Consider the following 24,929-nt stretch of genomic DNA (forward strand, 5'->3'; position numbering starts at 1 on the left):
GATTGGAACCGTTTTACTCGGGATGACGTCTTAACCCAATGTTTTTAGGAGCTTTTCGCCCAGCCCGCAAATTGAGTCCGGGTTGTTACAACACATTGACTCTCTGCGGCAGGTCTTCAATAAACTCCTGAGTACGTGTTTTTTCATCTTTTTGAGCAAACAGTCGATGTTGATTATAAGCAGGTTGGTTTTTTGCTTCTTTTAGAACCGTAGCCAGAGATTCACCATTTTTAGGATGACGAATAGTTTCTTTTAATTTATCCAGTTCAATGATTTTGGCATGTGCCTGTTCGCGACCAACAAGAGCATTTTTGAGGTGTTTTGTTTTAAAATGTTCAATTCGCGAAACGGCATGCTCTTCTTGCCATTGTGCTGAAGGGCGTTTGGCTGTGGGATCAACCTCAACATGGTGTTCTTTGGGGATGCCTCGTTGTTTGTCCCAGGCTTCCTGGAACGATAAAACTTGAGGAGTTCTTGTTTTTTGACTCTGAATTGGATTGTCAGATTGTGCATCTTGTTTTGAATGATTCAGTTTACTGGCTTGGGAATCCCAGAGTGCTGCCAGAGCGTAGAGAGGTGAGGCAACCGTTTTAATAATCCAGGTCGGAATATCCATGCTGTGATCATGTCCGCCATGTTCATCCATGCGCTCTTGAAGCAGTTCATTAATGTCCTGATGGTCATGGTCATGTTCTTTGTTCTGTTCGTCTTTACTCTCATGCTCATCCTTTTCCTCTTCATGATCGTGAGCGTGGGGAAGAAAATAATGCGCGTCTTCAAAACCTTCGCTAATAATAGCAACCAGCATGGATACAATTTGAGGGACACCCGGCATGCGATCTGCAGTTAAGGCAATACTTAGAAGATGTCCGAGAAAAAACAGAATACGCAGTGGAGTTACGGTTAATTTAAGAATAATCCGAAAGGGGTTAATGATTTGCAACCAATTTTCGGTTTCTCCTAGTTTTTGGAATCCTTTGACAAAGTAATTATACAGGGCTTCAAAAGGATTTGTTTTACTTCGTGACGCCTCGTCCACCATTTCCAAAGATTCAGCGGTGTTCTGTATGTTAAAAAATATAGCGGATAAACCAGTAACTACAGGATTAATGACTCCCATGATAAAACTGGGCATTTTTTTCATCCACTCGAACAGTGGGCGTGCATTCGTCGCTATAGTCCACCAGGTACCGGCAGTACATACAGTAAGCGCTAGAGCCAGACCAACAAGAAATACCGCGGTTGACGCGATGAATACGTTTCGCAGAGTTAAACCCTGGCTTAAATCTTGACTGATTTTATTATACCACTTGACTACTGTATTATTATTAATCATGTCGGTAATGGCATTAAACGTCAGCATAGCGTAAGCCGCGCCTGCGATTACTGCCATGGGGAGTACTATTAATGGCCATAATGCGAAGGGAATGGCGGCAAAAAACGGGAGGATGGTGAATGCTTCAACAATGAGGTAGGTACTGCCTAAGCCCATGAATAAACCAGCCAATACACTAAAGGCTTTGACAATATTATAGTGAAAGCTGCGATTTTCCAGACGTTTCTGATAATCCTTTTGATGATGTTTGGCAAGCCAAAGCTGCAGTTTTTCTGCATATTCGGACTCTGCTGTATTATGCTTTTCTTTGCTTGAGAATAACTGCAGAGCAAACCATTTTTCCATATCGCCAAGGGTTTTTTCAATGCGTTTTTTGTTTTGTTTACTTTCTTCATTCAATTCTTTGTGGCCGAAGGAGCGAAGTAGTTTGAGTTGCGTTTTATAATCCTTGAAAAACTGAGGATAATCTTCATCTTTGGCGTGTTCATTGAGGTGATTGAGTAAGTATTCTTTAGCCAGCTTGTTCTCAAGGTAATTGTTCTTTAATAATTTGTTGAATGCGCCTTTAATATTTTGTAAATATACTTCTCCCTCATAAACTACAGACAACCCGAATGCAGCAATTGCTAAAGATAAGACAGGCATAAGGGCGTACATTCCGCCAAAACTTAAAAAGCCAAGAATTAAGCTGGCGCCTAGTGTTAGAAGTATCAACGCCAGGTTAAGTGGAATTTTTTTTGGATCGATGGGTCTATTTTTTGGTTTCATTGCAGTATCTTTGGTCATGGATATTAGAAGAAGAACTTTATACCAAATGAAAATGATTATCAATAGCATTAAGGACAAAAATAGAACATATCCAAATCTTAAGGTGGTTCCTGTTCTCGTGCACGCTGGGGAGCTCGTTAATGACTGTGCGGCTCAGAATGACCTGGCGAGTCAGGTTAATTGTACGATTTTGAAAAGTTTGCTTGCATCATTTTGTTCATCATGTAGTATCGTCGATGAAACAGGACTTACGAAAAATGCCCAACCTATTCGTTAAAAATTCCTTTTGCCTCGATCTGGGGGTTTTTCGTAAGTCCTGTGAACTATAAATTAGGAGAGGATATGCGTTTAAACCAATGGATGACCTGTGTAACAACAGGCTTAGTATTTGCCGGTAACTCACTTTTTGCTGCAAGCATTCCAGCGCATGAGCAATTACAAGTACCTCAATGCCTGGCTGCAAAAATTGCAGTACCTCATGATGTATTAGCGGAAAACAAACAATTTAAAATTATTGATGTGCAATCCAGCGATGTAGAGAAACTGGTATTACTAGCAGATCAAGTAAAATGTGGTCATTTTGTGAACGTCAGTCATAAAGTCACTGGCGCACAAATCGATCTCAAAAAACAGTCTGCACAGAGTCTGTTGCAACAAAGCACTTTAAATTCTCTTACTCTGGGTAAATTAAATAAAGATGTCTATGAAATTAAACATCAGGAAGAAGTGAATGCGGCTTTAAATGAAATTGTAGCTGATAATATTTGGCAAACTCTGACTCATTTAACGTCCTATCACAATCGTTCTGCAACTAAAGATACGGGTGTTGAAACAGCGAATTGGTTGAAGGCTACTTTTGAAGCGATGGCTGTTGAGTACGGCCGAACTGACACAGAAACTTATTTTGTGAAAACAGGTTGGTATAAACAACCTTCTTTAGTAACCGTTATAGGAAAAGACATCAAGGCTCCTGGCATTGTGATTGGTGCTCATATGGATACTCTTGATGGCCGTATGCCTGGTGCTGGTGATGATGGCAGTGGTTCTTCAAGTGTTATGGAAACAGCTCGAGTCCTGTTAGCATCAAAAACTACATTCAAACGTCCTGTTTATATCATTTGGTATGCTGCTGAAGAAAGAGGTTTGGTTGGTTCTCAACATGTAGTGGAATACTTCCAGGATCATTCCATACCGGTTAAAGCTGCCGTTCAATTTGATATGACTGGCTATCGTGTGAAAGCAGAAGATCCTACCATGTGGGTATTTACTGATTATACTGATCGGGGTTTAAGTAATTATATCGCAAAACTAATCGAAACTTATGTACATGTTCCTGTCGATTATTCGCGCTGTGGTTATGGTTGCAGTGATCATGCTTCCTGGACTGAAATAGGTGTTCCTGCTGCGTTCCCATGTGAATCCAATTTTGAAGATCATAATCCTTTTATTCATAGTTCTTCCGATACCATGTCTTTATTGAGCCTTGAACACATGACTAATTTCTCTAAATTAGCCTTGGCGTTTGTGATCGAAATGGCATCTGAGTAATCGATTCTAAATAATTTGCTTCAATGTTATCCCCCCAAAGCGGGGGATAACCTGTCACCACACTTCTTAAAATAATTTAAGTCCACACATTTTAAAATGTTATTCAATAATCAAGAAAATAACAGCAATTGAAATTCATGGCCACTTTGGATCAACACAAAACACATAGGAAATAACTATTTTTGACCGTGTGGGTATATTTTTTGATTTTATTGTAGTATATTTGTTCACAGAAATTTAAAATCGAACCAAATGACTGGTATGATGGTTGTTTATGGCCTTTGAGAACACATATAAGCCTTTTTTGGCATATGTTTTTTCTAAAAGGACATACGAATGGTTTCATTTATTATGCGGTAAAATTGGTTAAAAAATTAAATTGGGAGAGGAAATGCGTAAATTTATACTATTGGTTACTGCAGGTTTAGTCTTAGCCAGTAATTCAATTTTTGCAGAGTTTCAATCATCTCAGGAAGAGTCAGTAGTAACTCAGTCTCGCGCATCTGCTAAAGAAAAACAAAATCATTTTGAAATTAAACATACAAAAGATGTTAACGCGGCTTTGAAAGCAGTCGTAGCGGATAATATTTGGCTTACATTAAACCATTTGACCTCTTATACCAATCGCTCTGCGACCAAAGACACTGGTGTTGAAGCAGCTAATTGGTTAAAAACTACTTTTGATGCAATGGCAAGTGAGTATGGCCGTACTGATACGGAAACGTTCTTTGTTAAAACAGGCTGGTACAAACAGCCCTCTTTGGTTACTGTCATTGGAAAGAATATCAAGGCTCCCGCAATTGTCATCGGTGCTCATATGGACACTCCTGATGGCCGTATGCCAGGCGCGGATGATGGCAGTGGTTCTGCAACGATAATGGAAGCTGCCCGTGTTTTATTAGCTTCCAAGTTGAGTTTTAAACGCCCCATTTATATTATCTGGTATGCTGCGGGAACACGTGATCGAGCTGGTTCTCAATACGTCGTACAATACTTTCAAGAAAAATCAATTCCCGTTAAAGCGGTAATTCAATTCGACATGACCGGTTATCGTGCCAATGCAGATGATCCAACCATGTGGGTATATACAGACTATACTGATCACAATTTATCTAAATATATTGCGCAATTAATCACTACCTACATTCACGTGCCGGTAGATTATTCTCGTTGCGGTTATGAGTGTAGTGATCATGCGACCTGGAATGAGGAGGGAATCTCTACTGCATTCCCATCGGAGTCTGATTTTGAAGATCGCAATCCATACATACACAGTTCTTCCGATACAATGGATTTTCTAAACTTAAATCATATGACTAACTTTGCCAAACTGGCCATTGCGCTGGCAATAGAATTAGCGTCTTAATGATTTCTTTTACAACCTCTCGGAATTTTTATAGCGCAGAGAGGTTGTACTTGTTGATTTAATAACAGGAATCAATTGAATTAAAAGGTTAATGCAGGATTCTATTTATTGGGCAATCGGCCTCCTATCTAATTCGCGTTGTATCATTCAAGATTTTTATTTTAAGAGTAGTATTTTATGAAATTAACTCCCAGGCAGAAGTATCAAATCATATTAGTTGTGATCGAAGAGGCGCAACGTTTAGCGATAAAATTTGGGTTAAATGATGGAGTTTCCGTATTAGAGGAATTTAAAAATTCCATTCAATTGTCCACGGGAACGAAAAGCTTGCTTGAGCTGGTGATTCTCTCTGAGAAAGATCTTGTGGAGAAAAAGAAGAAGTCGGCAAGTGCGGGGCAATTTAAAGAGGCTTATAAAAAAAATACAGCCAATTTAATTCAGATTCTAGGCAGTGTTTTTTCTAACGATCCGGATGTTTTTCATCAGACCAAAGAGCTTGGCAAAATATTCCGTGATAAAGAATTAAAAGGGATACCCAAGTTAACAGATGGAACGATTGATGTGAATCAATTGCTGGAGTCTGTGAAAGCGAAGGCTAAAGCACAAATTAAACTCATTTTTGGTGTTACCAGAAAGGATATCGGTACTTCTCTCACCTTGTTGGAAGAACAGTTATCCGTTGATTCTGGCAATGCGGAATCAACAATAGCGAGCTGCTCCAAGTTACCACTCGTTTTATTAAAAAGTAATTCACTACAAAATTTTAAATATCATGGAATTTATATTAATGGTTTATATAAGTTTATAAAAATCATCAGTGGTATTCAAAATGAAGGATTGGCAAGTGCATTATCCTACTTTTTCAATGAGGATAATCAGGACAATCGTCAGGTAATGCACGCATTTTTTGCTAATGAAAAAACGCAATTATACTGTCGTAATAGCAGCATGCTGGTTCAGATCTTATCCTTGTTGGTAAAAAACGATAAAAGGTGTAACGCCATCTGTGATCAATTTGTTGTGAAGCTTATCACAGAAACCAGCATAACCAGTATTGATGATTTAAGGACAGAGCCCAGGGATAATAGCGTTATACCTCTGTTTAAAGAGTTTTTTGAATCAGCACTGGATATTGCCCTTCAATTCAAACATATATTATCAGTCGCCAAAATTAATATTGCCACCAGAGAACACAAGATTAACAAATTAAATTCGAGTCAGGATGTCTATTTGAAATCTGCATTTTACTTTTGTTTTATTTCACCTCTATTAGAGCGCATCAATGCCAGTTTAAAATTCCATGGAACCTGGATGGATTTAGATTTACATGCATTACGACTCGAATTATCACTGGCATTTCATGTATTGCTGGGGATGAATCCTACAGCTCCTCGAACAAATGGCATGGCTAAAGCACCTGTATTTCTTGACCTGGTGGTTGACAATGACATGCAGGAAAAGGTAAAACTGATTTTCGCTGCTATTGGCGCTTCAGATATTGGGCATCAATCCAGAGTAAAACCGAAACATATCGTGTTGGCTGACGAATCGGAACAAACAGAACAACAAAATCGTCGATTGGATAAAGAAAGAGATGTTCCCAGAAGATCACGAAAAGCGTCTGAGAGTTCCGTTGTAAAGGGGCCTAAACCATTAGAAGATTTAGGCTCAATTAACAGAGGAATCTATTCTTCATCACGAACAATGAGCTTTTATAGTCCGGTTCAAAACAGCATTGCCAGCAGTTCTTCTTCTTCTTCTTCAAAAACACCTACAGTTGAAACGTCTTCCAGAAATCGCAGTCAATCCAGCACAAAAGAAAATAAGACAGTAGAGCGCAGAGCGAGCCATGCGGTTATTTCCCGACTGCCTTTGATCAGCACGTCGCAAAAGGAACCGTCATTGGAAGATTATTTTAATGAATTATTTTCCTGTGATTTAGAAAAGGCGACTCAATTTGTATTGTCACTGGTTAAGCCAAAGGATAAAAGGAAATTCACCTGGGGCGTGCGAGTGCTTAATGAGGCTTGCGATAAATCCAATAAACAAATTGCAGCTCTATTAATGACTCATCTTTCAGAGACCGAATTTCTTGCTGTATTTACCGAATTGTTAAAAGAAGAGACGGATCAAAGTTGGTGTCGAGGCAATAAACTTTTATCCCAGCTGATACAGCAATTATTAGCGCATGAAGACTGTAAAGAATTTAAGAAAAAGGTTTGGGGCACAGTGTTAACCCTTTCAGATTCCTTTTCCAAAATTAAAGTAAAACAACGAGAGTCTATGGTCTTGACTCCGGATAGTTTTGATGCGGAACAAGTGGATATCAAGACAGTTCAGAACAATTTTTTTAGTGTAGTCAGGACTATTTTGTCTCCGAAAGAGTTTCCAATTTTAATCCAGAAGGTTTTAACTTTAAGTTATGCTGATTTGATGCGAAGAGAAGAAGGACAATCCAGCACTGATGATTCGCAGTTACGTAAATTGTTGGCTTTAATTTTATTACGATTTATTAATCCAATTATTTATGAAGAAGCACAGCTTTTGACGGATACCAATATGAAGATGTGGTATCTCAAAATTCTTCCGGCGGCAATTCAATCCCTGGCTTCGCCGATATCCCTTAGAAGTTTGATGGACGATGAGCCTCAATCACTACAGGATATGATTTTTGTTCCGGTCACCAAGGATGATCGAAAAAGGAAAAAGATAGGTCAGATGATTGCAACTGCTCTTAATCTTGGCAGTATTGTTGCCGTACCAAAGGATACTGCTTCAAACAACAAGAATGCTCTTGATGTGTCAGAATGCATTAAAGAATTAAATGATCTGTTGAAACAGGAGCAATTTTCAGGTTTGAGTTTTAAACCAAACGGCAATGTTACACCGCGTCGGGAAGTGCAGAAGCCATTAGTGCAGACATTTTTTGCAAGTTCTTCTGATTCCGATACAGATACATCCTCAAACGGATATTCCTCTGAAAATCCCGGTATGAGTTGAATCCTAAGATTGACATGGATGAGTATGATTTAAAAATAAGTTCACTCTGAATTTTAAGGCATTCAGACTGGTTTCTCCCGTCAATATTATGGGCGGGAGAAACAACGTCCTGATGATAGTTGTTAATTGGGTACTTTAGATGTTGCAGGTGGACAGGTATACTCTGCAGTAACTTTGTCTTCCGCATCTACAGCCTGTAGTATAACGGGAAATTTCCATAAGCTATGGAGATGTTTTAGCACATCTGCAGTTGTTTCTCCCAAAGGTACTCGATTTTGCTGGGTATACCTTAGGGTTAATGAACGATCACCTTGCAGATCTACTGAGTAAATCTGGATATCCGGCTCTAAATAACCCAAATTATATTGTTTGGATAAAGCCTCTCGTATTTGTTGATAACCTGGTTCATTGTGGATTGCATGAACGTATAATTCCGGGCTACGGTCATCATCTACTATATGGAATAACTTTAAGTCACGTATCAGTTTTGGAGACAGATACTGAGCAATAAAACTTTCATCTTTATAATTTCTCATTGCGGTATCCAAACTGGTAAGCCAGTCAGTGTTGGCCAGATAAGGAAACCATTGTTTATCTTCTTCAGTTGGATTCTCACATATTCGCTTGATATCCTGCATCATATGATAGCCTAAAGTGTAGGGATTAATACCGCTGTAATAGGGGCTGTTATAAGGCGGTTGCATAATGACATTGGTATGACTTTGCAGAATTTCCAGCATAAACTCATCAGTAACCAACCCTTCATCATATAAGGCATGTAAAATGGTATAATGCCAAAAACAGGCCCAACCCTCATTCATGACTTTAGTTTGTCCTTGAGGGTAAAAATATTGGGCGAGTTTCCTCACTATCCGTACAATTTCTCTTTGCCAGGGTTCAAGGAGTGGCGCGTTTTTTTCGATGAAATATAAAATATTTTCCTGAGGCTCTTCAGGAAAGCGTTTCTTCTGTCCATTTTCATCAATTTGTTTACTGTGAGGGATGGTTCGCCATAACTCATTGACTTGGGACTGCATGTAAATTTCCCGGTTTTGTTGACGAATTTTCTCTTCCTGAATGGACAATGCGGTAGGATGTTTGTACCGATCCACACCATAGTTCATTAAGGCATGACAGGCGTCAATAACCGCCTCAACCTCATCAATACCATGACGCTCTTCACAATCACTGATGTATTTTTTAGCGAAGACCAAATAATCGATAATGGCATCAGCGGATGTCCACATTTTAAATAAGTAATTGTTTTTAAAGAACGAATTATGTCCATAACAAGCATGAGCAATCACCAGAGCCTGCATCGCCATGGTATTTTCTTCCATGAGATAAGAGATACAAGGATTGGAGTTAATCACCAGTTCATAGGCAAGCCCCATTTGTCCGCGTTTGTAACTTTTTTCGACGCCAACAAAATGTTTACCAAAGGACCAGTGATGATACCCTATAGGCATACCTACTGAAGCGTAAGCATCCATCATTTGTTCCGCAGTAATAATCTCAATCTGGTTAGGATAAGTATCCAGGTTAAAGCTTTTGGCGATTCGAGCAATTTCTCGGTCGTAAGCCTGTATTAACTCAAAAGTCCATTCTGCACCAGTTGATAAAGGCTTTTTTTTCATGCAGTTTTCCTCTTAAATAATTCGCGAAATACTGGATAAATATCGGCTACGTTATCAATATTTTCCATAGCAAAGTTTGGATATCGCTCTTTCACCTGTTGGTATACTTCCCACAGACTTTGATGATGTCGAGGCATAATTTCAATATAAGCAAAATACTGCAGTAAAGGCATAATTTTTTCTTGCAGTAACTCTTGGCAATAGGGTGAATCCGCATTCCAGTTGTCGCCATCAGAAGCTTGCGCCACATAGATATTCCATGCCTGAGGAGGGTAGCGTGCTTCTATTATGGTATTTAATAATTCCAGGGCGCTGGAAACTACCGTACCCCCTGTTTCACGAGAGTAAAAGAACTCTTCTTCATTGACTTCTTTAGCAGAGGTATGATGACGAATAAAAACCAACTCAATTTTTTCATAATTTTTGGTAAGAAACATATACAGCAAAATAAAGAATCGTTTCGCTATGTCCTTTTTTGCTTCATCCATTGACCCTGATACGTCCATCACGCAAAACATGACGGCCTGAGTAGAGGGTGCGGCGATACGAACGCGATGGTTATAGCGGAGATCAATGGTGTCTATAAAAGGAACCGTTTTTATCTTTTTCTTGTAAAATTCAATGTCTCGTTCCAGTCTTGATAGCTCAACTGCATCAGGATTGGAGCGTTCTTTAAGTCGATCCAGTTCTTCTTCTGCTTCTCTCAGTTGTCTTTTATAGGGCGAAGCCAGGGCAACTCGTCGTCCAGTAGCCTGCTTCATTGAGCGCAGCACATTGATATTATTAGGAATACCACTGGTAGTTACCCCAGCTCTGACGGTTTTATAAGTGCTAATGCGTGCCAGTTCTTTTTTTACCAAATCAGGCAATTCCAAATCTTCAAAATAAAGTTCTAAAAATTCTTCACGAGAAAGTTCAAAAACGAAATTGTCCTCTCCTTCACCGCTATCGCTGGCATTGCCGCCATCTCCTCCAGCTCCACCGCCATTCGGTCTTTTTATACGGTCTCCGGTAATAAAATTATCATTACCCGGCAAAACTCGTTCTACATGACCGCCCTGGCCACGATGGAACATGGGTTCAGAAATATCTTTAGCCGGAATGGTGATTTGTTCGCCCTGGTCGATTTCAGTAATACTTCGCTTACCAACGGCGTCGGAAACGGCTCGTTTAATTTGATTTTTGTAGCGGCGTAAAAAGCGTTGTCGGTTTACCGTACTTTTTTTGCCGGCATTTTGTCGTCTATCAATCAGTTGCGACATAATAGTTGCTCCACACCTTGCACAGGGTAAGGTTTATTTTGGTCAAGGTTGAGAGATTGTGTTCTCCTGTCCCCTGGGTATATTTCATTACTCAGGAACGCCAACCTTGACTGTTTTCATAACGTTTTAGTTATGGATTAGACCCTTATTGCGATTTACGTACTCGTAAGTACCACTCACAAAGTAACCGAACTTGTTTTCGTGTGTAGCCTTTTTCTACCATGCGAGAAATAAACTCCTCATGTTTTTTCTTGTCGTCTTCAGATGCTTTTGCATTGAAGGAAATCACCGGTAACAAATCCTCGGTATTGGTAAACATTTTTTTCTCAATGACCGATTTTAATTTTTCATAACTGTTCCATACCGGATTCTTGCCTCTATTATTGGCTCTTGCTCTCAATACGAAATTGACTACTTCGTTACGGAAATCTTTAGGATTGGAAATACCTGCCGGTTTTTCAATTTTTTCCAATTCAAGGTTTAATAATCCTCTATCAAAGATCTCGCCTGTATCCGGATCTCTGTAATCTTGATCTTGGATCCAGAAGTCCGCATAAGTGATGTAGCGATCGAAAATGTTCTGGCCGTACTCTGAATAAGATTCGAGATAAGCCGTTTGTATTTCTTTACCAATAAATTCAACGTACTTGGCGGCTAAATATTCTTTAATGAAGCTCAGGTAGGTTTCGTGAACTTCTTGTGGAAATTGCTCTTGTTCAATTTGCCGTTCCAGTACGTACATCAAATGAACCGGGTTTGCAGCAATTTCACTGTGATCAAAATTGAATACCTTGGACAGTATTTTAAAGGCAAAACGAGTGGAAATTCCGCTCATTCCTTCATCAACACCGGCAAAGTCACGATACTCCTGATAGGATTTCGCCTTTGGATCCGTGTCTTTTAAACTCTCACCATTATAAACGCGCATTTTAGAGTAAATGCTTGAATTTTGTGGCTCTTTCAAGCGAGTTAATACGGAAAATTGCGCCAGCATGTCTAAAGTACCGGGTGCGCAATGAGCTTTGGCCAGCGAGCTGTTGTCTATAAGTTTCTGATAAATTTTAATTTCTTCTGAAACACGCAGACAATAGGGAACCTTGACTATATTGATTCTATCGATAAAGGCCTCATTGTTTTTATTATTTCTGAAGGTTTGCCATTCGGATTCGTTTGAGTGAGCCAGAATTATCCCTTCAAACGGTATGGCGGATAATCCTTCTGTAGCATTGTAATTGCCTTCCTGAGTCGCGGTTAATAAAGGATGTAGAACTTTGATAGGGGCTTTAAACATTTCAACGAATTCTAATAAACCGCGGTTAGCCCGGCAAAGTCCACCGGAATAACTGTATGCATCCGGATCATCCTGAGAGAATTCCTCAAGTTTACGAATATCTACTTTACCCACCAGTGAAGATATATCCTGATTGTTTTCATCCCCCGGCTCTGTTTTGGCTACAGCAATCTGTTTCAGACGGGAAGGTCTAACTTTAATTACTCTGAATTTACTAATGTCTCCATTAAATTCCTGCAATCGTTTAACCGCCCAGGGAGACATGAGATAGCGTAAATATCGGGTAGGGATACCAAAACGCTCGCTAAGTAATTCACCATCTTCCTGTGGGTTAAACAAAGAAAGTGGTGATTCAAAAACGGGTGAGCCTTTGATGGCATAAAAAGGGGTTTTTTCCATTAAATCTTTTAATTTTTCAGCAATAGAGGATTTACCGCCACCGACAGGGCCGAGCAGATAAAGAACCTGTTTGGTTTCTTCAAGTCCTTGGGCTGCGTGTTTTAAGAAGCCAACGATCTGTTCAATGGGTTCTTCCATTCCATAAAATTCTTTGAATACTGAGTATTGATGAATTATTTTATTGGAGAATATTCGCGATAATATTGGGTCATGACGCGTATCAATCAATTCGGGTTCGCCAATAGCCATAAGTAAACGTTCTGCCGGGTTGGCATATGCTGAAGGATCCGTTTTGCATAACTCCAGGTATTCGTCCAGACTCAAGTCCTCTTCTTTGTTATCAACAAAGCGTTTGGTATAGCCGGCTAAAAAATCGTGTGTATTCATGTGCCATCCCCTTTTACTTATCCTTGTTCAGGATATAACGTGATTCTTTATTATTATTTTTTGCATTTTTTTCTTATCGCTGGTAAAACCAACAAATAACTTCTTTTATTTCATAGTATAGTAGACTAAACAAATTAATTTGATACATAAATCAATAAACTATATGTTTTTTTTATAGGAATGCAATGACTATGCCAGACACTACCATTTACTTGAAAAATTACCAAGCCCCTACTTTTACAGTGGATACTGTAGATTTAAATTTTGATTTATATGATGACCATGCTTTAGTAAAAAGTATAGTGAAATTAAATCGCCAGCATGAAGGCGCTCTGGTTTTGTATGGTGATGAGTTAGAACTTATTTCTCTGCAGATGAACGGTAAATCGCTTCAACCCTCTGAATACTTCCTAAATGATGAGACACTGAGTATAAAACAGTGCCCCGATGAATTAATCCTTGAGATAGTCACGAGAATTCAACCACAAAATAATACAAAATTATCAGGTCTTTATCGTTCAAATCATTTATTTTGTACTCAATGTGAAGCGGAAGGATTTAGACGAATTACTTATTTTCCAGACCGTCCAGATGTTTTAGCAACCTATACTACCAGGATATCTGCCGATAAAAAGCAGTATCCCGTTTTATTATCCAATGGAAATTTAGTGGATTCTGGCTCAACCCCTGATGGTCGTCATTGGGTTGTTTGGCATGATCCGTTCAAGAAGCCCTCTTATCTGTTTGCTTTGGTGGCTGGTAATTTAGCGTGTATTCGTGATGAGTTTATCACCTGTTCTGGTCAAACAGTGGATTTACGCATTTACGTTGAACCGGGCAACGAAGATAAATGTTCTCATGCCATGGAGTCATTGAAGAAATCGATGACATGGGATGAGCAGGTCTATGGCCGAGAATACGATCTGGATATTTTTATGATAGTCGCGGTAAGCGATTTCAATATGGGCGCCATGGAAAATAAGGGATTAAATATTTTTAATTCAAAATACATTCTTGCTCGGCCAGATACCGCAACAGATCAGGATTTTGCAGATGTTGAGGGTGTTGTTGCTCATGAATATTTCCATAACTGGACAGGAAACCGGGTGACGTGCAGAGACTGGTTTCAATTAAGTTTAAAGGAAGGATTAACGGTATTTCGTGATCAGGAATTTTCCCGGGATATGAATTCACGGGATGTCAATCGAATTATGGATGTAAAAGCATTACGAAGCCAACAATTTCCTGAAGATGCAGGAAGTATGGCACACCCTGTAAGACCGGAGTCGTATCAGGAAATCAATAATTTTTATACAGCAACCATTTACAATAAAGGAGCTGAAGTAATTCGCATGCAGCACACTCTGTTAGGAAAGGAAGGGTATCGGCGCGGCATGGATCTTTATTTTAAACGACATGATGGTCAGGCGGTTACTATAGATGATTTTGTTGCAGCTATGGAAGATGCGAATGGCGTCAATCTTACTCAATTTAAACGCTGGTACAGTCAGGCCGGTACTCCTGAAGTCCTGGTTCGATCCGATTACACTAATGGACGTTTAACATTGTCTATGCAGCAAAGCTGTCAGCCCACACCAGATTGTCATGAAAAAAAACCATTTCATATTCCCATTCGGATTGCATTATTTGATTCGAAAGGTCACATGATGCCAATCGATAAGGATATTTTAGAACTGAAAGAACATGAGCAGAGTTTTGTGTTCGCCGGATTAAGTGAAAAACCGGTAGTTTCATTACTTCGTGAGTTTTCTGCCCCCATCCGCTTAAAGGACCAATTGTCTCAGGACGATTTATTATTCCTGTTACGTTATGAGACAGATGGCTATGCCAAGTGGGATGCCGCACAACGATTGGTTTTAAATTGTATTAACGACTGTTTAACCCTGCCATCAACTCAATGGCATATTCCTGAACCTTTAATCTCCGCCTTTGAGCATGTATTACTTGATGAATCACTGGATGCTGATTTGCGAGCTGAATTATTAACTCCTCCTGGCTTTGAAGAGGTAGCTGCTTCTTTGAAACAGGTCGATGTCAGTCTGGTTGAGGCGGTGCGCGATCATTTTCGCAAACAACTGGGCATCCGCTTATATGATTCTTTGCATCAAGTATATAAGCAATTATGGCAAGCAGAAGATCATCAAATGAATGGTCAAGCTTATGGACGAAGAAAATTACGCAATGTATGCTTGTGGCTGTTGATGAAAGCGAATGAACAAGCCAATCTGGAATCCTGTAAGCAGCAATTTGCTTTGGCCAAAACAATGACGGATCAAATCGCTGGTTTTGCTTTATTGGTGAATTCTGCTGATGAGGACAGCCGAGTTAAGGCTATTGATGATTTTTATCAGCAATGGTCCCAGGATGAACTCGTGCTGGATAAATGGTTTGCGTTACAGGCTGCATCAGAATTGCCTGAAGCGCTAAGTCACGTAAAACAATTATTGAAACATCCTGCATTCAGTATTAAAAATCCCAATAAAGTTCGCTCCGTTATAGGTACATTCTGTATGGCCAATCCTCGTAATTTTCATGCGGTTGATGGAAGTGGTTATCAATTTTTGAGTGAGATGTTATTGACAGTCGATAAATTAAATCCTCAAATCGCCGCTCGCCTGGCAACGCCGTTCACCCGTTGGCAACGTTACGATCACTCAAGACAAGCATTAATGAAAGATCAACTAGAGCAATTGGCAAAGCAGGATTTATCTCGTGACTTACGTGAAGTGGTCGACAAGAGTTTGGTTATCGGCTGAGGGATGTAGGATTAACGACGGTGTCATTAAGTTAAGCCCTAGTAGCCTGTATTAGCGAAGCATAATACAGGATCGAAGTGGCATCAAAACTCCATTGTTTCCCGTATTACGTTTCGCTAATACGGGCTACGAACACTAGTTAATCTCCTTAACTTAATGGCAGTGAGGCTTACCGGGAGGTATATTGGCTCAATTGAAAATCATCAGTTGAGCCTTTTGAACATTCGTTATTTTGGTCCTTCTGGCCTAATTTCTACAGTAGCATCCTGTTCCCCAGAAATTTGGGGCGAAGCTGTTCTGAATAGTGGAGGACTGAACATAGGTTCCTGATCCTGTGCATGATCCTGTTTTGAGTGATCTTTAATTGAATAGGATCTGGTGTTGGATTTGGAGGCTGATGTTTCGGTACCCTCTGATTTTAATGAAGGCTCTTGGGGGATGATCTTATCAGCACTCCAAAAAAGGCGACCTAAACCTACTGCTGCAGAAGATAACAATACGCCAATACCGGCACCCACCAACGAACCAACCAGAGCACCAACTACTGGTAAGACAAAAAAGCCAATAAGTCCGCCAATCAGTGCTCCGATTCCAGTGGAACCTGCTATGCTGCCTGCTTCAATGCCAATTCGAGCACCAGAAGACAGATTAGTGGTCTGGGTTATTTTATCATCTGAATCAGAAGTAACTCTTACATGATCCTTATTAATTTCAAGCGGAGGTTGACCATCGTTAATACTTGCTTTGATCACATCTGTATTTTTTTCCTGATCAACTACAGGTAGTACTGAGCTATTTGCAGGAGTATCCGCCTGAGTTACAGCTGAAGTACCCTGGGTAACCGGTGTAATAAGAGCATCTGATGAATTGGTCGATATGGGTAAAACAGGTGATTCAGTCTGTTCCGGATTTTTAATCGTTACGCCTGAAGATACACGAGGGTCTATAGGTGGATGAATAACTCTTGGACCTTCCAGCTTTCGCTGAATCTCATCACGAGTGGCCATTCTGAGTACATCATCTTTATTTCCTAAATTATCAAGAGTTGTAATTAAATTTTGATTATAAGAGCCTGTAGGGGCCCCTAGTTCTTGCATTTTTTTGTGGCTGTGTGCGCAAGTAAAATCACCACAGGAATAGGCATCTCCCTGGGGGTGCTTGGGACCAGAATATTTGATGCGGATTAATTCCTTGTTTAAACCACATTGCTCCAACAATTTCAGTGTATAGTCTTTGATTGCTGATGCGCCAGAAGGGCCATAAGGGTCAAATAATTCAAGTTCGTAAAATACTTCATCTTCTGTTGGTTTTGTTAAATACACGCCACGCCAATGGCCTGGGCCAACGGGGATGATAATGTGTTGAATGTTTTCGTTGAATAGTTCGCTGGCCAGTACATCTTGAATAGCCAATGCTGAACTTGGATCATAGCGATTGAGTACTGCCATTACTGAAATATTGCCAGTCGAATTGGGCATCAACAAAGTCATATCATGATCTTGTAACTGATCTCTAGCGGATCGAAGATGAAGTCCTGATTGATCAAAACGCCCCTGATTTCGGTGTCTATTTCTATTGGATTGCGAATGGGTTTCCATCCGATTCAGAACTAATCCGTAAATCAGGTTGGATACTTCAGAAATATCATCATATTGTTCTGATTTAGCCTCTTTAATTTGATCAATTAAATAATCAGTAATAGTCACACCTTGAAGATGTAAAGCTATATCATCATCAGCGGCAAAATCATTAATGAGACTCAGTAGCTGTTTGTCTGTTTCATTTAATCGACCTTCGTATACACGCACCAGAGAGTTATAACTCTCAAGTTTTATCTTATCGCTTAATGCCATCAGGCTACTCCGTTTAAATATTCGATTTGATCAATAATTAGATTATATGCATAAAATACTTAAGAAAAAATGAAGTCCTCCTGTACTTTCACCATTAGATGGTTAATTACGTGATTTATGCCTCTGACTGAGTAAACTGACATAAATCTGGTATATCTTTAACAAAGGTTTTGACTGATGTCTACATAAATTGATCATTATTTTCAATAATTGATTAATCTGTTCTATGACTTAAATGAATACATTTTTGGCGTTATACATTATGAGGGAATAACTCATACTTAGGTGTGCTTAAACCGTCTTCTTGGAAATTTCTTCCATTATTATTAAATATTGAATAATCTCTTTACTCGTTTCATCACGTAATGGTGAAAAAATTACTGTGAACTGCAGATATTTTCTCTTTTTATTTTTGATTAAGATTTTGCCATGCCATTCGTTCCCTTTGTTTAAATGTTCTATAACTGATTTAAAATGTTTTATGGGAGTTTTTTCTGATTGTAACGTTAGGAAGTTTTGGCCGATAATTTCGTAATAATCATAACCTGTTTTCTCAATAAACCGCTCATTAACGTAATCAATAGTGCCTGCCTTATCAGTTATTATAATTAATACGGGACTTTGGTCTAAAGCACGAGTTAATTTTCTTATAGTCGCTTCTGCACGTTTCTGCGCTGATATATCTCTAACGATAGCCAGTACAAATTGTTCACCCATCGTACTAAACATGCTTAATCGAACATCTACAGGAAAGGTTGTTCCATCTTTTCTTCTGTGCAGACCTTCTAAATTTAAAGGTCCATAAGACAGTTTTACTATATTTTTCTTTATGGTGTCTTTATTAATGGCAATCTCAATTTCCCAAGCATAAGAATTAATGAGTTCTTTACGAGAATAACCTAAAGTGATGCATGCTTCATTATTAACATCCAGAATAACTCCATTTAAATTATGTACAAAAATGGCATCTGTAGTCGCATTCATGAAATTTTGATAACGTTCTTCGCTGGTGATCAACTGATAAAGTAATTCTTGTTGATTAGGTAGATTCATTTTACTGGACATGGTTTAAATCAACCTTCGTAAACATAGTATTATTAATAATAGGCTTTCGCAGGGTTTTGTTCAAATTTAGGTCAATCATGGGGTTCTGTTTAGGCGCTTGGTTGATCTCTACAGGGGAGGATCGCCACATACCCCATCCATATTACGTATTTATTGATATCGTTGTAAGGAAAGAACTATCAACTGTTGGTTTTATACTATTGAATTGATCAGAGACGATGCAGAGAATCTTATCTCACTGATGGATCTAAATTGGGGACTCATCAGGTACTTTCGCTCCAATTTTTCTGTTTCCGAGGCTATTTTATATCTACCCATGTTGATCATTTATTGCCCATGAATTATATTAGGCCATATTTTTAAACACAGAACTACTTCCAAATGACTCGTCCAACTTCTTCAGAACCCTCATATTTCAAAAAATCTTATCAACTTTTATCCGACTATTTTCTTAATTCAAATAAAAAATGGAAGGCGTGGGCTTTATTTTCTGGTTGTGTTCTTAGTACTTTAGCAATGATTGGTCTTGGATTTGTATTAGGAGGTTGGTTTTTCCCCTTTATTTACGCCGCATTTATCGTTAAAGATACCGCACTTCTGTTATTAGGATTAGGGGCTGGTCTTTTAATATCTGGTGCGATGGCTGGATTTAACTATTTAGCGAATTATTTAAAAAATGAATTGTATGTTAGTTGGCGCTCCTGGCTCACTAAAAAAATGATTAATCAATACTTGAGTAATAAGACGAACTATCTGGAAATCTCACGAATCTATAATGATATTGATAATCCGGAACAGCGTATTCAAGAAGATATTGATAAAGTGGTTGAATCTTCACTGGATTTATTTTTAGGATTTATCGATAGTTTTTCCAATCTTGTTGTTTATACACTACTTTTAAGTTTAGCCGGCGGAACACTATCTTTTGTGCTCTTGGGGAGTACTATAGTGATTCCCGGATTTTTAGTGTTTGTGGCCCTGGGAGTGGGTATTGTAACTTCTCTCATTGGTTATTTTATCAATAGGTCATTACGTGAATCGACCAATGAAGAAACGATTGCGCAGTCCAATTTACGAGCTGATTTACAGCATATTAAAATGTTTTCCGAGGAGATAGCAATTGAACATGCGGAGCAGTATTACCAAAACCGACTGGAAAAAGAGGTAGATGAATTAAATAAAAAAACAGCAAAACGCCTATCGATTCAAAATGATACAACATCGTTTAATGTATTTAATGGAACATTTCAAGTCATTGTCCCTATTATAGCCGCAGCACCTTTATATTTTGCGGATCTGATCTCCCTGGATGTATTCTATTCTGTAGGATATTATTTTTCCATGATGACGCGTTCGTTAAACTGGTTCATCAACTCTTTTGAGACGATTAATAAATTCCAGACCAGCTTGAGCCGTATTATAACCTTGCAGAATGCTCTGGATAAAAATAATGCGGGTGAATCCACTAGAAAAATTATTCGTACTGTAGCGCATCATGATAACACTCTTGTAGTAAAAAAACTGGAGCTTAATTTACACGGGAGTAATGAGTTAGTCATAAAGGGTCTTGATTTACATTTTACCCCAGGCGTTCATACCTTGATTCAAGCACCTTCCGGGGCTGGAAAAAGCAGTCTTTTTAAAGCAATAGCAGGTACCTGGTTATCTGGGGAGGGAGAAATAATTATTCCCGGAAGTCTGGAATCTGTTTATTTTTTACCGCAAAAACCCACTCTTCCCAATGATACTTTAAGAAAAGTACTCGCCTATCCTGATGCTAACTGTTCATATTCTGATAATGAATTAATTTCAGCATTAAAAGCCGTCAATATGGGCGCTCTAGCAGACAAATTAGACAAACAAGTTGGCTTTAAATCATTGGGTGAGCAACAACGAATCGCTTTTGCTCGTGTATTATTAAGGAAGCCTGACTGGATATTTTTGGATGAAGCTACGGCTTCTTTGGATGAAGAAGTAGAAGAGCAAGTTTATTGCCGTCTCAAGGAACTTCTTCCTAAAACCACAATCATTAGTATCGCGCACCGATCTACGGTGAGGCGACATCACGATAATGTTGTATTTTTTAAGGTGAACGACAAGAAAGAAGTTCAGGTCCAAGAAGAACACCGATTATCAGCCGATAGTCATTCAGCATCGGGTTTTTAATATTTTTTCCTTTTGGCAAGCCTTAACAAAAAAGGTGCCGAAGGGTACTATTATTTATCACTAGAGTACTAGGGGCTGTTGGCAATTGTTCTATAATCCTTTTGTGGCGTGGCGTGGCGTGGCGTGTTATTCATCGCTCCTTACTATTTATACGTCATCCTCGCGAATGCGGGGATCCATGCACCAATGTGGCATTGTGCTACATTGGTGCATGGATTCCCGCATTCGCGAGGATGACAAGCTGCGATACGTCGAAACTGTTTTTGAGTTATTATTTTTGTCTTGTTATTAATAGTCCAATTTAATTGGTGCATAATCAAATCATTCGGCGATCTAGAAGTTTAATGTGAATAATCAGTACTATAAGGTCCAAAAATGGTTCAACGTTTTGCAGTCATAGGAAATCCAGTCGAGCATAGCTTATCGCCATTGATACACCAACAATTTGCGCAACAAATGAATCTCCCTTTGACTTATGAAAAAATAAAAGGAGATGATCATTCATTTGAACACCAGGTACTCGAGTTCTTTAACCAGGGAGGTAAAGGTCTTAATGTGACTCTGCCTTATAAAAAAAGAGCGTTTGAGTTGGCAAGAGTACATACTCCTCGTTGTACCTTAGCGGGCGCTGCGAATACCTTATGGATGAAGGATGCTGTTCTGTATGCGGATAATACTGATGGAATAGGTCTGATTTGTGATTTAACGCGTATGTTCGAACTCCGGAATAAAAATATATTAATTCTAGGTTCTGGGGGGGCGACCCGAGGTATTCTTTATCCTTTATTGGAAATGAAACCTGATTCATTAACTGTTGCCAATCGTACCGTCGAAAAAGCTAAAGAACTTCAGAAGGCTTTTCCGCAAATCAAAATTACTGGTCTCGATCTGGTGCATGGGGATTTTGATTTGATTCTAAATGCAACTTCGGCAAGCCTTGAGGGGCATGTACTGTCTTTGCCAGAAGAGATCATGAGATCCAGGCCCTTGTGCTATGACCTGGCTTATAATCAAAAGGGCATGACTCCCTTTGTGCGTTATGCAAGAGCTTTTGGTTGTCTGGCTGTTGATGGTTTGGGTATGTTGGTTGAGCAGGCCGCAGAGGCTTTTTATATCTGGAATGAAGTGAAGCCATCAACAGCAGCGGTCATAGAATTTTTGCGTCCTGATTAATCAAAAAATGCCGTCACTTCATCAGCAGATGCAATCGTGTCCTGATAACCTAATTCAAGCAGGACGCGGGTAAATTCCTTTTCAAAAAGTAAAAAGCTCAATAAATCACCTGAATGACTCTTTGCACCCAGAATATTTAGCAGGTAGCGTAGCAAAGCCGGCATGCTTTGAAAGTGTTCTTGTGCTACTGAGGCCATGTCTCTGCTCGGGCGAAGATGCAGGGTTGTTATTGGCCGCCATGGTGATCGGCGTTTTTTCCACATAGATAGAAGAGTTGCTATTTCATTCATACGATTGACCATCTCAATATCTCGATCAAGATTGTCCAGGAACAACCCATTCATCATATTTCCCAGGATATGAGCAAAGGCAATATCGCCGTTTCGTAGCGTTTCCGGATCGGTGAATTCAGGTAATTCTCTAGTTCCCAAGATCATGATTCTATCGACATGAGATCGTATCGCTCCTCTAAGAGGAGTACCAAGTCCCACGCTTCCATCACCGTAATGAAATCCATCAAGATGAATCGGAGGAAAGAATAGAGGCAAAGCACTGGATGCTAGAATATGCTGGGCGTTAATCGTGGCTCGTTGGCTGCTGTGGCGTGGATAATTCCAATCTTCAAATTCAGGTTGATAATGATCATAAAACGAAATGGTTTGGTGCGTTTCATAGCGTGCGGTTAATACCTCGAAGGTATCCAGATGGCCCGCGGCAATATTTTGTCCAATACGAGAGAAATCTATAGTCTCATCAAGAAATTGTCTCAATGGGGAAGTATCCAGCAGGTGGCCTGCCTGGCGTTGTTTTATTATCAAGGTGCTCAGGTTCCGCATTACCGATTTGCCTAATTCATAATTACTGGCTTTATAGATTTGTTGGCAATGAATTTCGCCCCATATAGATTCGAGTTTATCCAGTCCGGCAGGAAAGTCATCTGCATTTTCTACAAGTACGGCCGCATTGATACTGCCGACACTAACTCCGCTCACCATATCAAAGGGAAGTGTTTTTGTTTGCAGTATATGACCGATAGCTTTAAGAACGCCTGCCTGATATGCGCCTCGGGCACCACCACCTGCTAGATAAAGGGCTTTTTTAACCATCGTGATTTTTTTTTATTTATTATATTTGAAAATATAGCTGATTTTAATGAAAATTTCCAAGGAAGAAAAAGGGACGTCATCTTTTCTTAAGAATTAATTGTTATATTAATTATAAAGATGCTTCATTTGTTGAGTAGGAATATGGGACTTGATAATGATGTAAAAGAAGATGAACTGGATAAAGCCAGGGCCATTGAGCTTTTAAAGGCTATGCAAACTCCTATTGACTACCAATTGGTGCCTCTAACGAAAAAATCATTGCTCAGGGCGGCGGCAGCGCGTATTCCCTGGTTATCAAAGATTTCGCTAAAAGTTGATGATGCAGCGGATACAGCAATAAGGATAGGTGAGCGTGTCAGCAATGTGAATGATTCATTTGGTAATGAATCGATTGCGCACGGATTTCATTATGCTGTGCTTGTCATGGCGGCCATTGATTTTGTGCGTATCCCTTTAATCTATCTTGCAGCGTATCTTTTAGATGAAAAAATACCCTTTAAATTGAGTAATAACGCCAGATGGATTTATTCCGCTTTTCTTTTAGGCCTCACCATAACTGCCTTGGCTGCTCCCGTGACCGCTCCAGTAATCGCTTTTATCGGAGCGGGAACTGGTTTGGTTTTTGGTACCTTTTTATTAGCTCGAACCCTTAATACTCGTTATCAATTGGGTAAGGAACGAAAATTTATACAAGGAGAAATTGCTAAAGCAGAAGAACTCATGAAATTGCTTCAGGATGACGCTAAAGAATTGGAACATAAATTGGCTACATCCACCGGAGATGAATTTATTGCATTGGAAATTAAGGGGTTAGAAGAGCGCTACGAGTCACAAAAATCATTGATTTATGAATTGAAAAATAAAGAGTTGCATCTAGAACAAAAAATCGATCGCGTCGGTATGATGCGTGTTTTTGATAAAAGTATTGGTGTTGGTTTAACATCATTATCCATCATTGGACTTGTGGTGACATTATTTTTTCCTCCTGTAGGTGGATGGATACTTGCAGGAGCCGCAATTGCAGGTGGCGTTTATCTTACTGGAAGATTATTGACGCCGGTAGTTAAACATTTTGGCAATTGGTTAATGAATCAATTTACATCGTCCAAAGAGTCGGTTGAACCGGAATCTAAAGAAGATTTGGCTCATGACAATACGTTGAATGAGCAAAAAGAGGCTGTAATGGAGAATTCATCGGGATTAAAACTAGCAGTATCTAATGTAATTGCTTCTGATAGTCAATCGAACATGAGCCAGGTTACTCATGGAGAACTTCTTGATGAAGCTGCTTCTGATATCGAAAGTAATCACCATACAGCTTCTCAACATCTGGAGCCCGAGCAGGGTGAAACGATTCATCAAGTAGATTCTACTGCCCTTGTTTTGGTTGGTCTAATGGGAAAGAAAGCCGCTATAGAATATTCAGAGCATTTACATACACACCCTCATGAAGTGACTAACGAGTCTGAACTGGATACTGATTTTTTAATTGCAAAACCAAAACCAAAGCCAGAGCCTGAAGTGATCGCGCAAGCAGAAGTTGACGACAGGGAAGATGAAGGGGAAAGTGAAGCCGTTGGAGAACATCCTTAACCTAAAAGGACTTACGAAAACCCCATGTCTCTTTGTTTTAAAGAATTTTTTTTGATAATTTAGTTTTTCTAAACTTCCTCATTATAAATTTTTTTTGCCTCGCCCTCGGTTTTCTTTGTAAGTCATATCTAATTAAATTTATCTTTGAAACTCCGTTGCAAAAAGTAAAAAATTCCTATAATTTAAAAATTTACCCTCCTTA

At 39.3% G+C, this 24,929-nt stretch carries 13 protein-coding genes and 1 pseudogene; 7 read left to right on the forward strand and 7 right to left on the reverse strand.

Annotated features, from left to right (window positions below; genetic code table 11):
• Positions 1–85: 85 nt before the first annotated feature.
• Positions 86–2,104 (reverse strand): UbiA prenyltransferase family protein, encoded by a 2,019-nt coding sequence (locus IZU94_RS17695; RefSeq protein ID WP_203113771.1) that lies wholly within the window; start codon positions 2,102–2,104, stop codon positions 86–88.
• Between the two features lie 342 nt (positions 2,105–2,446).
• Here IZU94_RS17695 and lapA point away from each other — a divergent pair, with 342 nt between their 5' ends.
• The 3 genes and pseudogenes from lapA to IZU94_RS17710 all read left to right on the forward strand — a co-directional run bounded on the left by lapA (position 2,447) and on the right by IZU94_RS17710 (position 8,018).
• Positions 2,447–3,652, forward strand: coding sequence for an aminopeptidase LapA (lapA, locus tag IZU94_RS17700; RefSeq protein ID WP_203113772.1), 1,206 nt, complete (start codon positions 2,447–2,449; stop codon positions 3,650–3,652).
• A 526-nt stretch (positions 3,653–4,178) separates the two neighbouring features.
• Positions 4,179–5,018 (forward strand): annotated as a pseudogene (locus IZU94_RS17705) (M28 family peptidase); the annotation flags it as partial.
• Between the two features lie 177 nt (positions 5,019–5,195).
• Complete coding sequence (locus IZU94_RS17710) at positions 5,196–8,018, forward strand: hypothetical protein (protein WP_203113774.1); 2,823 nt, start codon at positions 5,196–5,198, stop codon at positions 8,016–8,018.
• A 122-nt stretch (positions 8,019–8,140) separates the two neighbouring features.
• Here IZU94_RS17710 and IZU94_RS17715 read toward each other — a convergent pair whose 3' ends face one another.
• The 3 genes from IZU94_RS17715 to IZU94_RS17725 form a co-directional block, all read right to left on the reverse strand.
• Complete coding sequence (locus IZU94_RS17715; protein ID WP_203113775.1) at positions 8,141–9,655, reverse strand: SpoVR family protein; 1,515 nt, start codon at positions 9,653–9,655, stop codon at positions 8,141–8,143.
• On the reverse strand, positions 9,652–10,917 hold the full coding sequence (locus IZU94_RS17720; protein WP_203113776.1) for a YeaH/YhbH family protein: 1,266 nt from the start codon (positions 10,915–10,917) through the stop codon (positions 9,652–9,654). Before IZU94_RS17720 ends, IZU94_RS17715 begins: the two co-directional genes overlap by 4 nt.
• A gap of 145 nt (positions 10,918–11,062) precedes the next feature.
• Positions 11,063–12,994, reverse strand: coding sequence for a PrkA family serine protein kinase (locus IZU94_RS17725; RefSeq protein ID WP_203113777.1), 1,932 nt, complete (start codon positions 12,992–12,994; stop codon positions 11,063–11,065).
• Between the two features lie 191 nt (positions 12,995–13,185).
• Here IZU94_RS17725 and pepN point away from each other — a divergent pair, with 191 nt between their 5' ends.
• Complete coding sequence (gene pepN, locus IZU94_RS17730; protein ID WP_203113844.1) at positions 13,186–15,771, forward strand: aminopeptidase N; 2,586 nt, start codon at positions 13,186–13,188, stop codon at positions 15,769–15,771.
• Between the two features lie 227 nt (positions 15,772–15,998).
• Here the strand turns inward: pepN and IZU94_RS18385 are convergent, their stop codons facing one another.
• Together IZU94_RS18385 and IZU94_RS17740 are read right to left on the reverse strand one after the other, a co-directional pair.
• On the reverse strand, positions 15,999–17,624 hold the full coding sequence (locus IZU94_RS18385; protein ID WP_203113778.1) for a DUF456 domain-containing protein: 1,626 nt from the start codon (positions 17,622–17,624) through the stop codon (positions 15,999–16,001).
• A 291-nt stretch (positions 17,625–17,915) separates the two neighbouring features.
• The gene (locus IZU94_RS17740; RefSeq protein WP_203113779.1) at positions 17,916–18,689 is read right to left on the reverse strand and encodes a PAS domain-containing protein; all 774 of its coding nucleotides are present in this window, start codon (positions 18,687–18,689) and stop codon (positions 17,916–17,918) included.
• 381 nt (positions 18,690–19,070) lie between these two features.
• On the opposite strand from IZU94_RS17740, the gene IZU94_RS17745 reads away from it, so the two are divergent.
• Both IZU94_RS17745 and aroE read left to right on the forward strand, forming a co-directional pair.
• Positions 19,071–20,855, forward strand: a complete 1,785-nt coding sequence (locus tag IZU94_RS17745; protein WP_203113780.1) for an ABC transporter ATP-binding protein/permease — start codon at positions 19,071–19,073, stop codon at positions 20,853–20,855.
• 375 nt (positions 20,856–21,230) lie between these two features.
• Positions 21,231–22,028: a shikimate dehydrogenase gene (gene aroE / locus IZU94_RS17750; RefSeq protein ID WP_203113781.1), complete on the forward strand. Its 798-nt coding sequence runs from the start codon at positions 21,231–21,233 to the stop codon at positions 22,026–22,028.
• On the opposite strand, the gene IZU94_RS17755 is transcribed toward aroE, so the two are convergent.
• Positions 22,025–23,134, reverse strand: a complete 1,110-nt coding sequence (locus IZU94_RS17755) for a patatin-like phospholipase family protein (RefSeq protein WP_203113782.1) — start codon at positions 23,132–23,134, stop codon at positions 22,025–22,027. The two genes, aroE and IZU94_RS17755, sit on opposite strands and share 4 nt — an antisense overlap.
• A gap of 141 nt (positions 23,135–23,275) precedes the next feature.
• Between IZU94_RS17755 and IZU94_RS17760 the strand changes: the two genes are divergently transcribed.
• A complete protein-coding gene (locus tag IZU94_RS17760) occupies positions 23,276–24,727 on the forward strand; it encodes a hypothetical protein (RefSeq protein ID WP_203113783.1) in 1,452 nt (483 codons plus the stop codon).
• Positions 24,728–24,929: the final 202 nt, after the last annotated feature.

Origin of the sequence: Legionella bononiensis (assembly GCF_016786215.1) — a bacterium.
Taxonomy (GTDB): domain Bacteria; phylum Pseudomonadota; class Gammaproteobacteria; order Legionellales; family Legionellaceae; genus Legionella; species Legionella bononiensis.

What these genes read in the sequence shown, in the direction of transcription:
- IZU94_RS17695 (WP_203113771.1), bottom strand. Translation starts at nt 2,104, where the DNA reads ATGAAACCAAAAAATAGACCCATCGATCCAAAAAAAATTCCACTTAAC.
- lapA (WP_203113772.1), top strand. Translation starts at nt 2,447, where the DNA reads ATGCGTTTAAACCAATGGATGACCTGTGTAACAACAGGCTTAGTATTT.
- IZU94_RS17710 (WP_203113774.1), top strand. Translation starts at nt 5,196, where the DNA reads ATGAAATTAACTCCCAGGCAGAAGTATCAAATCATATTAGTTGTGATC.
- IZU94_RS17715 (WP_203113775.1), bottom strand. Translation starts at nt 9,655, where the DNA reads ATGAAAAAAAAGCCTTTATCAACTGGTGCAGAATGGACTTTTGAGTTA.
- IZU94_RS17720 (WP_203113776.1), bottom strand. Translation starts at nt 10,917, where the DNA reads ATGTCGCAACTGATTGATAGACGACAAAATGCCGGCAAAAAAAGTACG.
- IZU94_RS17725 (WP_203113777.1), bottom strand. Translation starts at nt 12,994, where the DNA reads ATGAATACACACGATTTTTTAGCCGGCTATACCAAACGCTTTGTTGAT.
- pepN (WP_203113844.1), top strand. Translation starts at nt 13,186, where the DNA reads ATGCCAGACACTACCATTTACTTGAAAAATTACCAAGCCCCTACTTTT.
- IZU94_RS18385 (WP_203113778.1), bottom strand. Translation starts at nt 17,624, where the DNA reads ATGGCATTAAGCGATAAGATAAAACTTGAGAGTTATAACTCTCTGGTG.
- IZU94_RS17740 (WP_203113779.1), bottom strand. Translation starts at nt 18,689, where the DNA reads ATGTCCAGTAAAATGAATCTACCTAATCAACAAGAATTACTTTATCAG.
- IZU94_RS17745 (WP_203113780.1), top strand. Translation starts at nt 19,071, where the DNA reads ATGACTCGTCCAACTTCTTCAGAACCCTCATATTTCAAAAAATCTTAT.
- aroE (WP_203113781.1), top strand. Translation starts at nt 21,231, where the DNA reads ATGGTTCAACGTTTTGCAGTCATAGGAAATCCAGTCGAGCATAGCTTA.
- IZU94_RS17755 (WP_203113782.1), bottom strand. Translation starts at nt 23,134, where the DNA reads ATGGTTAAAAAAGCCCTTTATCTAGCAGGTGGTGGTGCCCGAGGCGCA.
- IZU94_RS17760 (WP_203113783.1), top strand. Translation starts at nt 23,276, where the DNA reads ATGGGACTTGATAATGATGTAAAAGAAGATGAACTGGATAAAGCCAGG.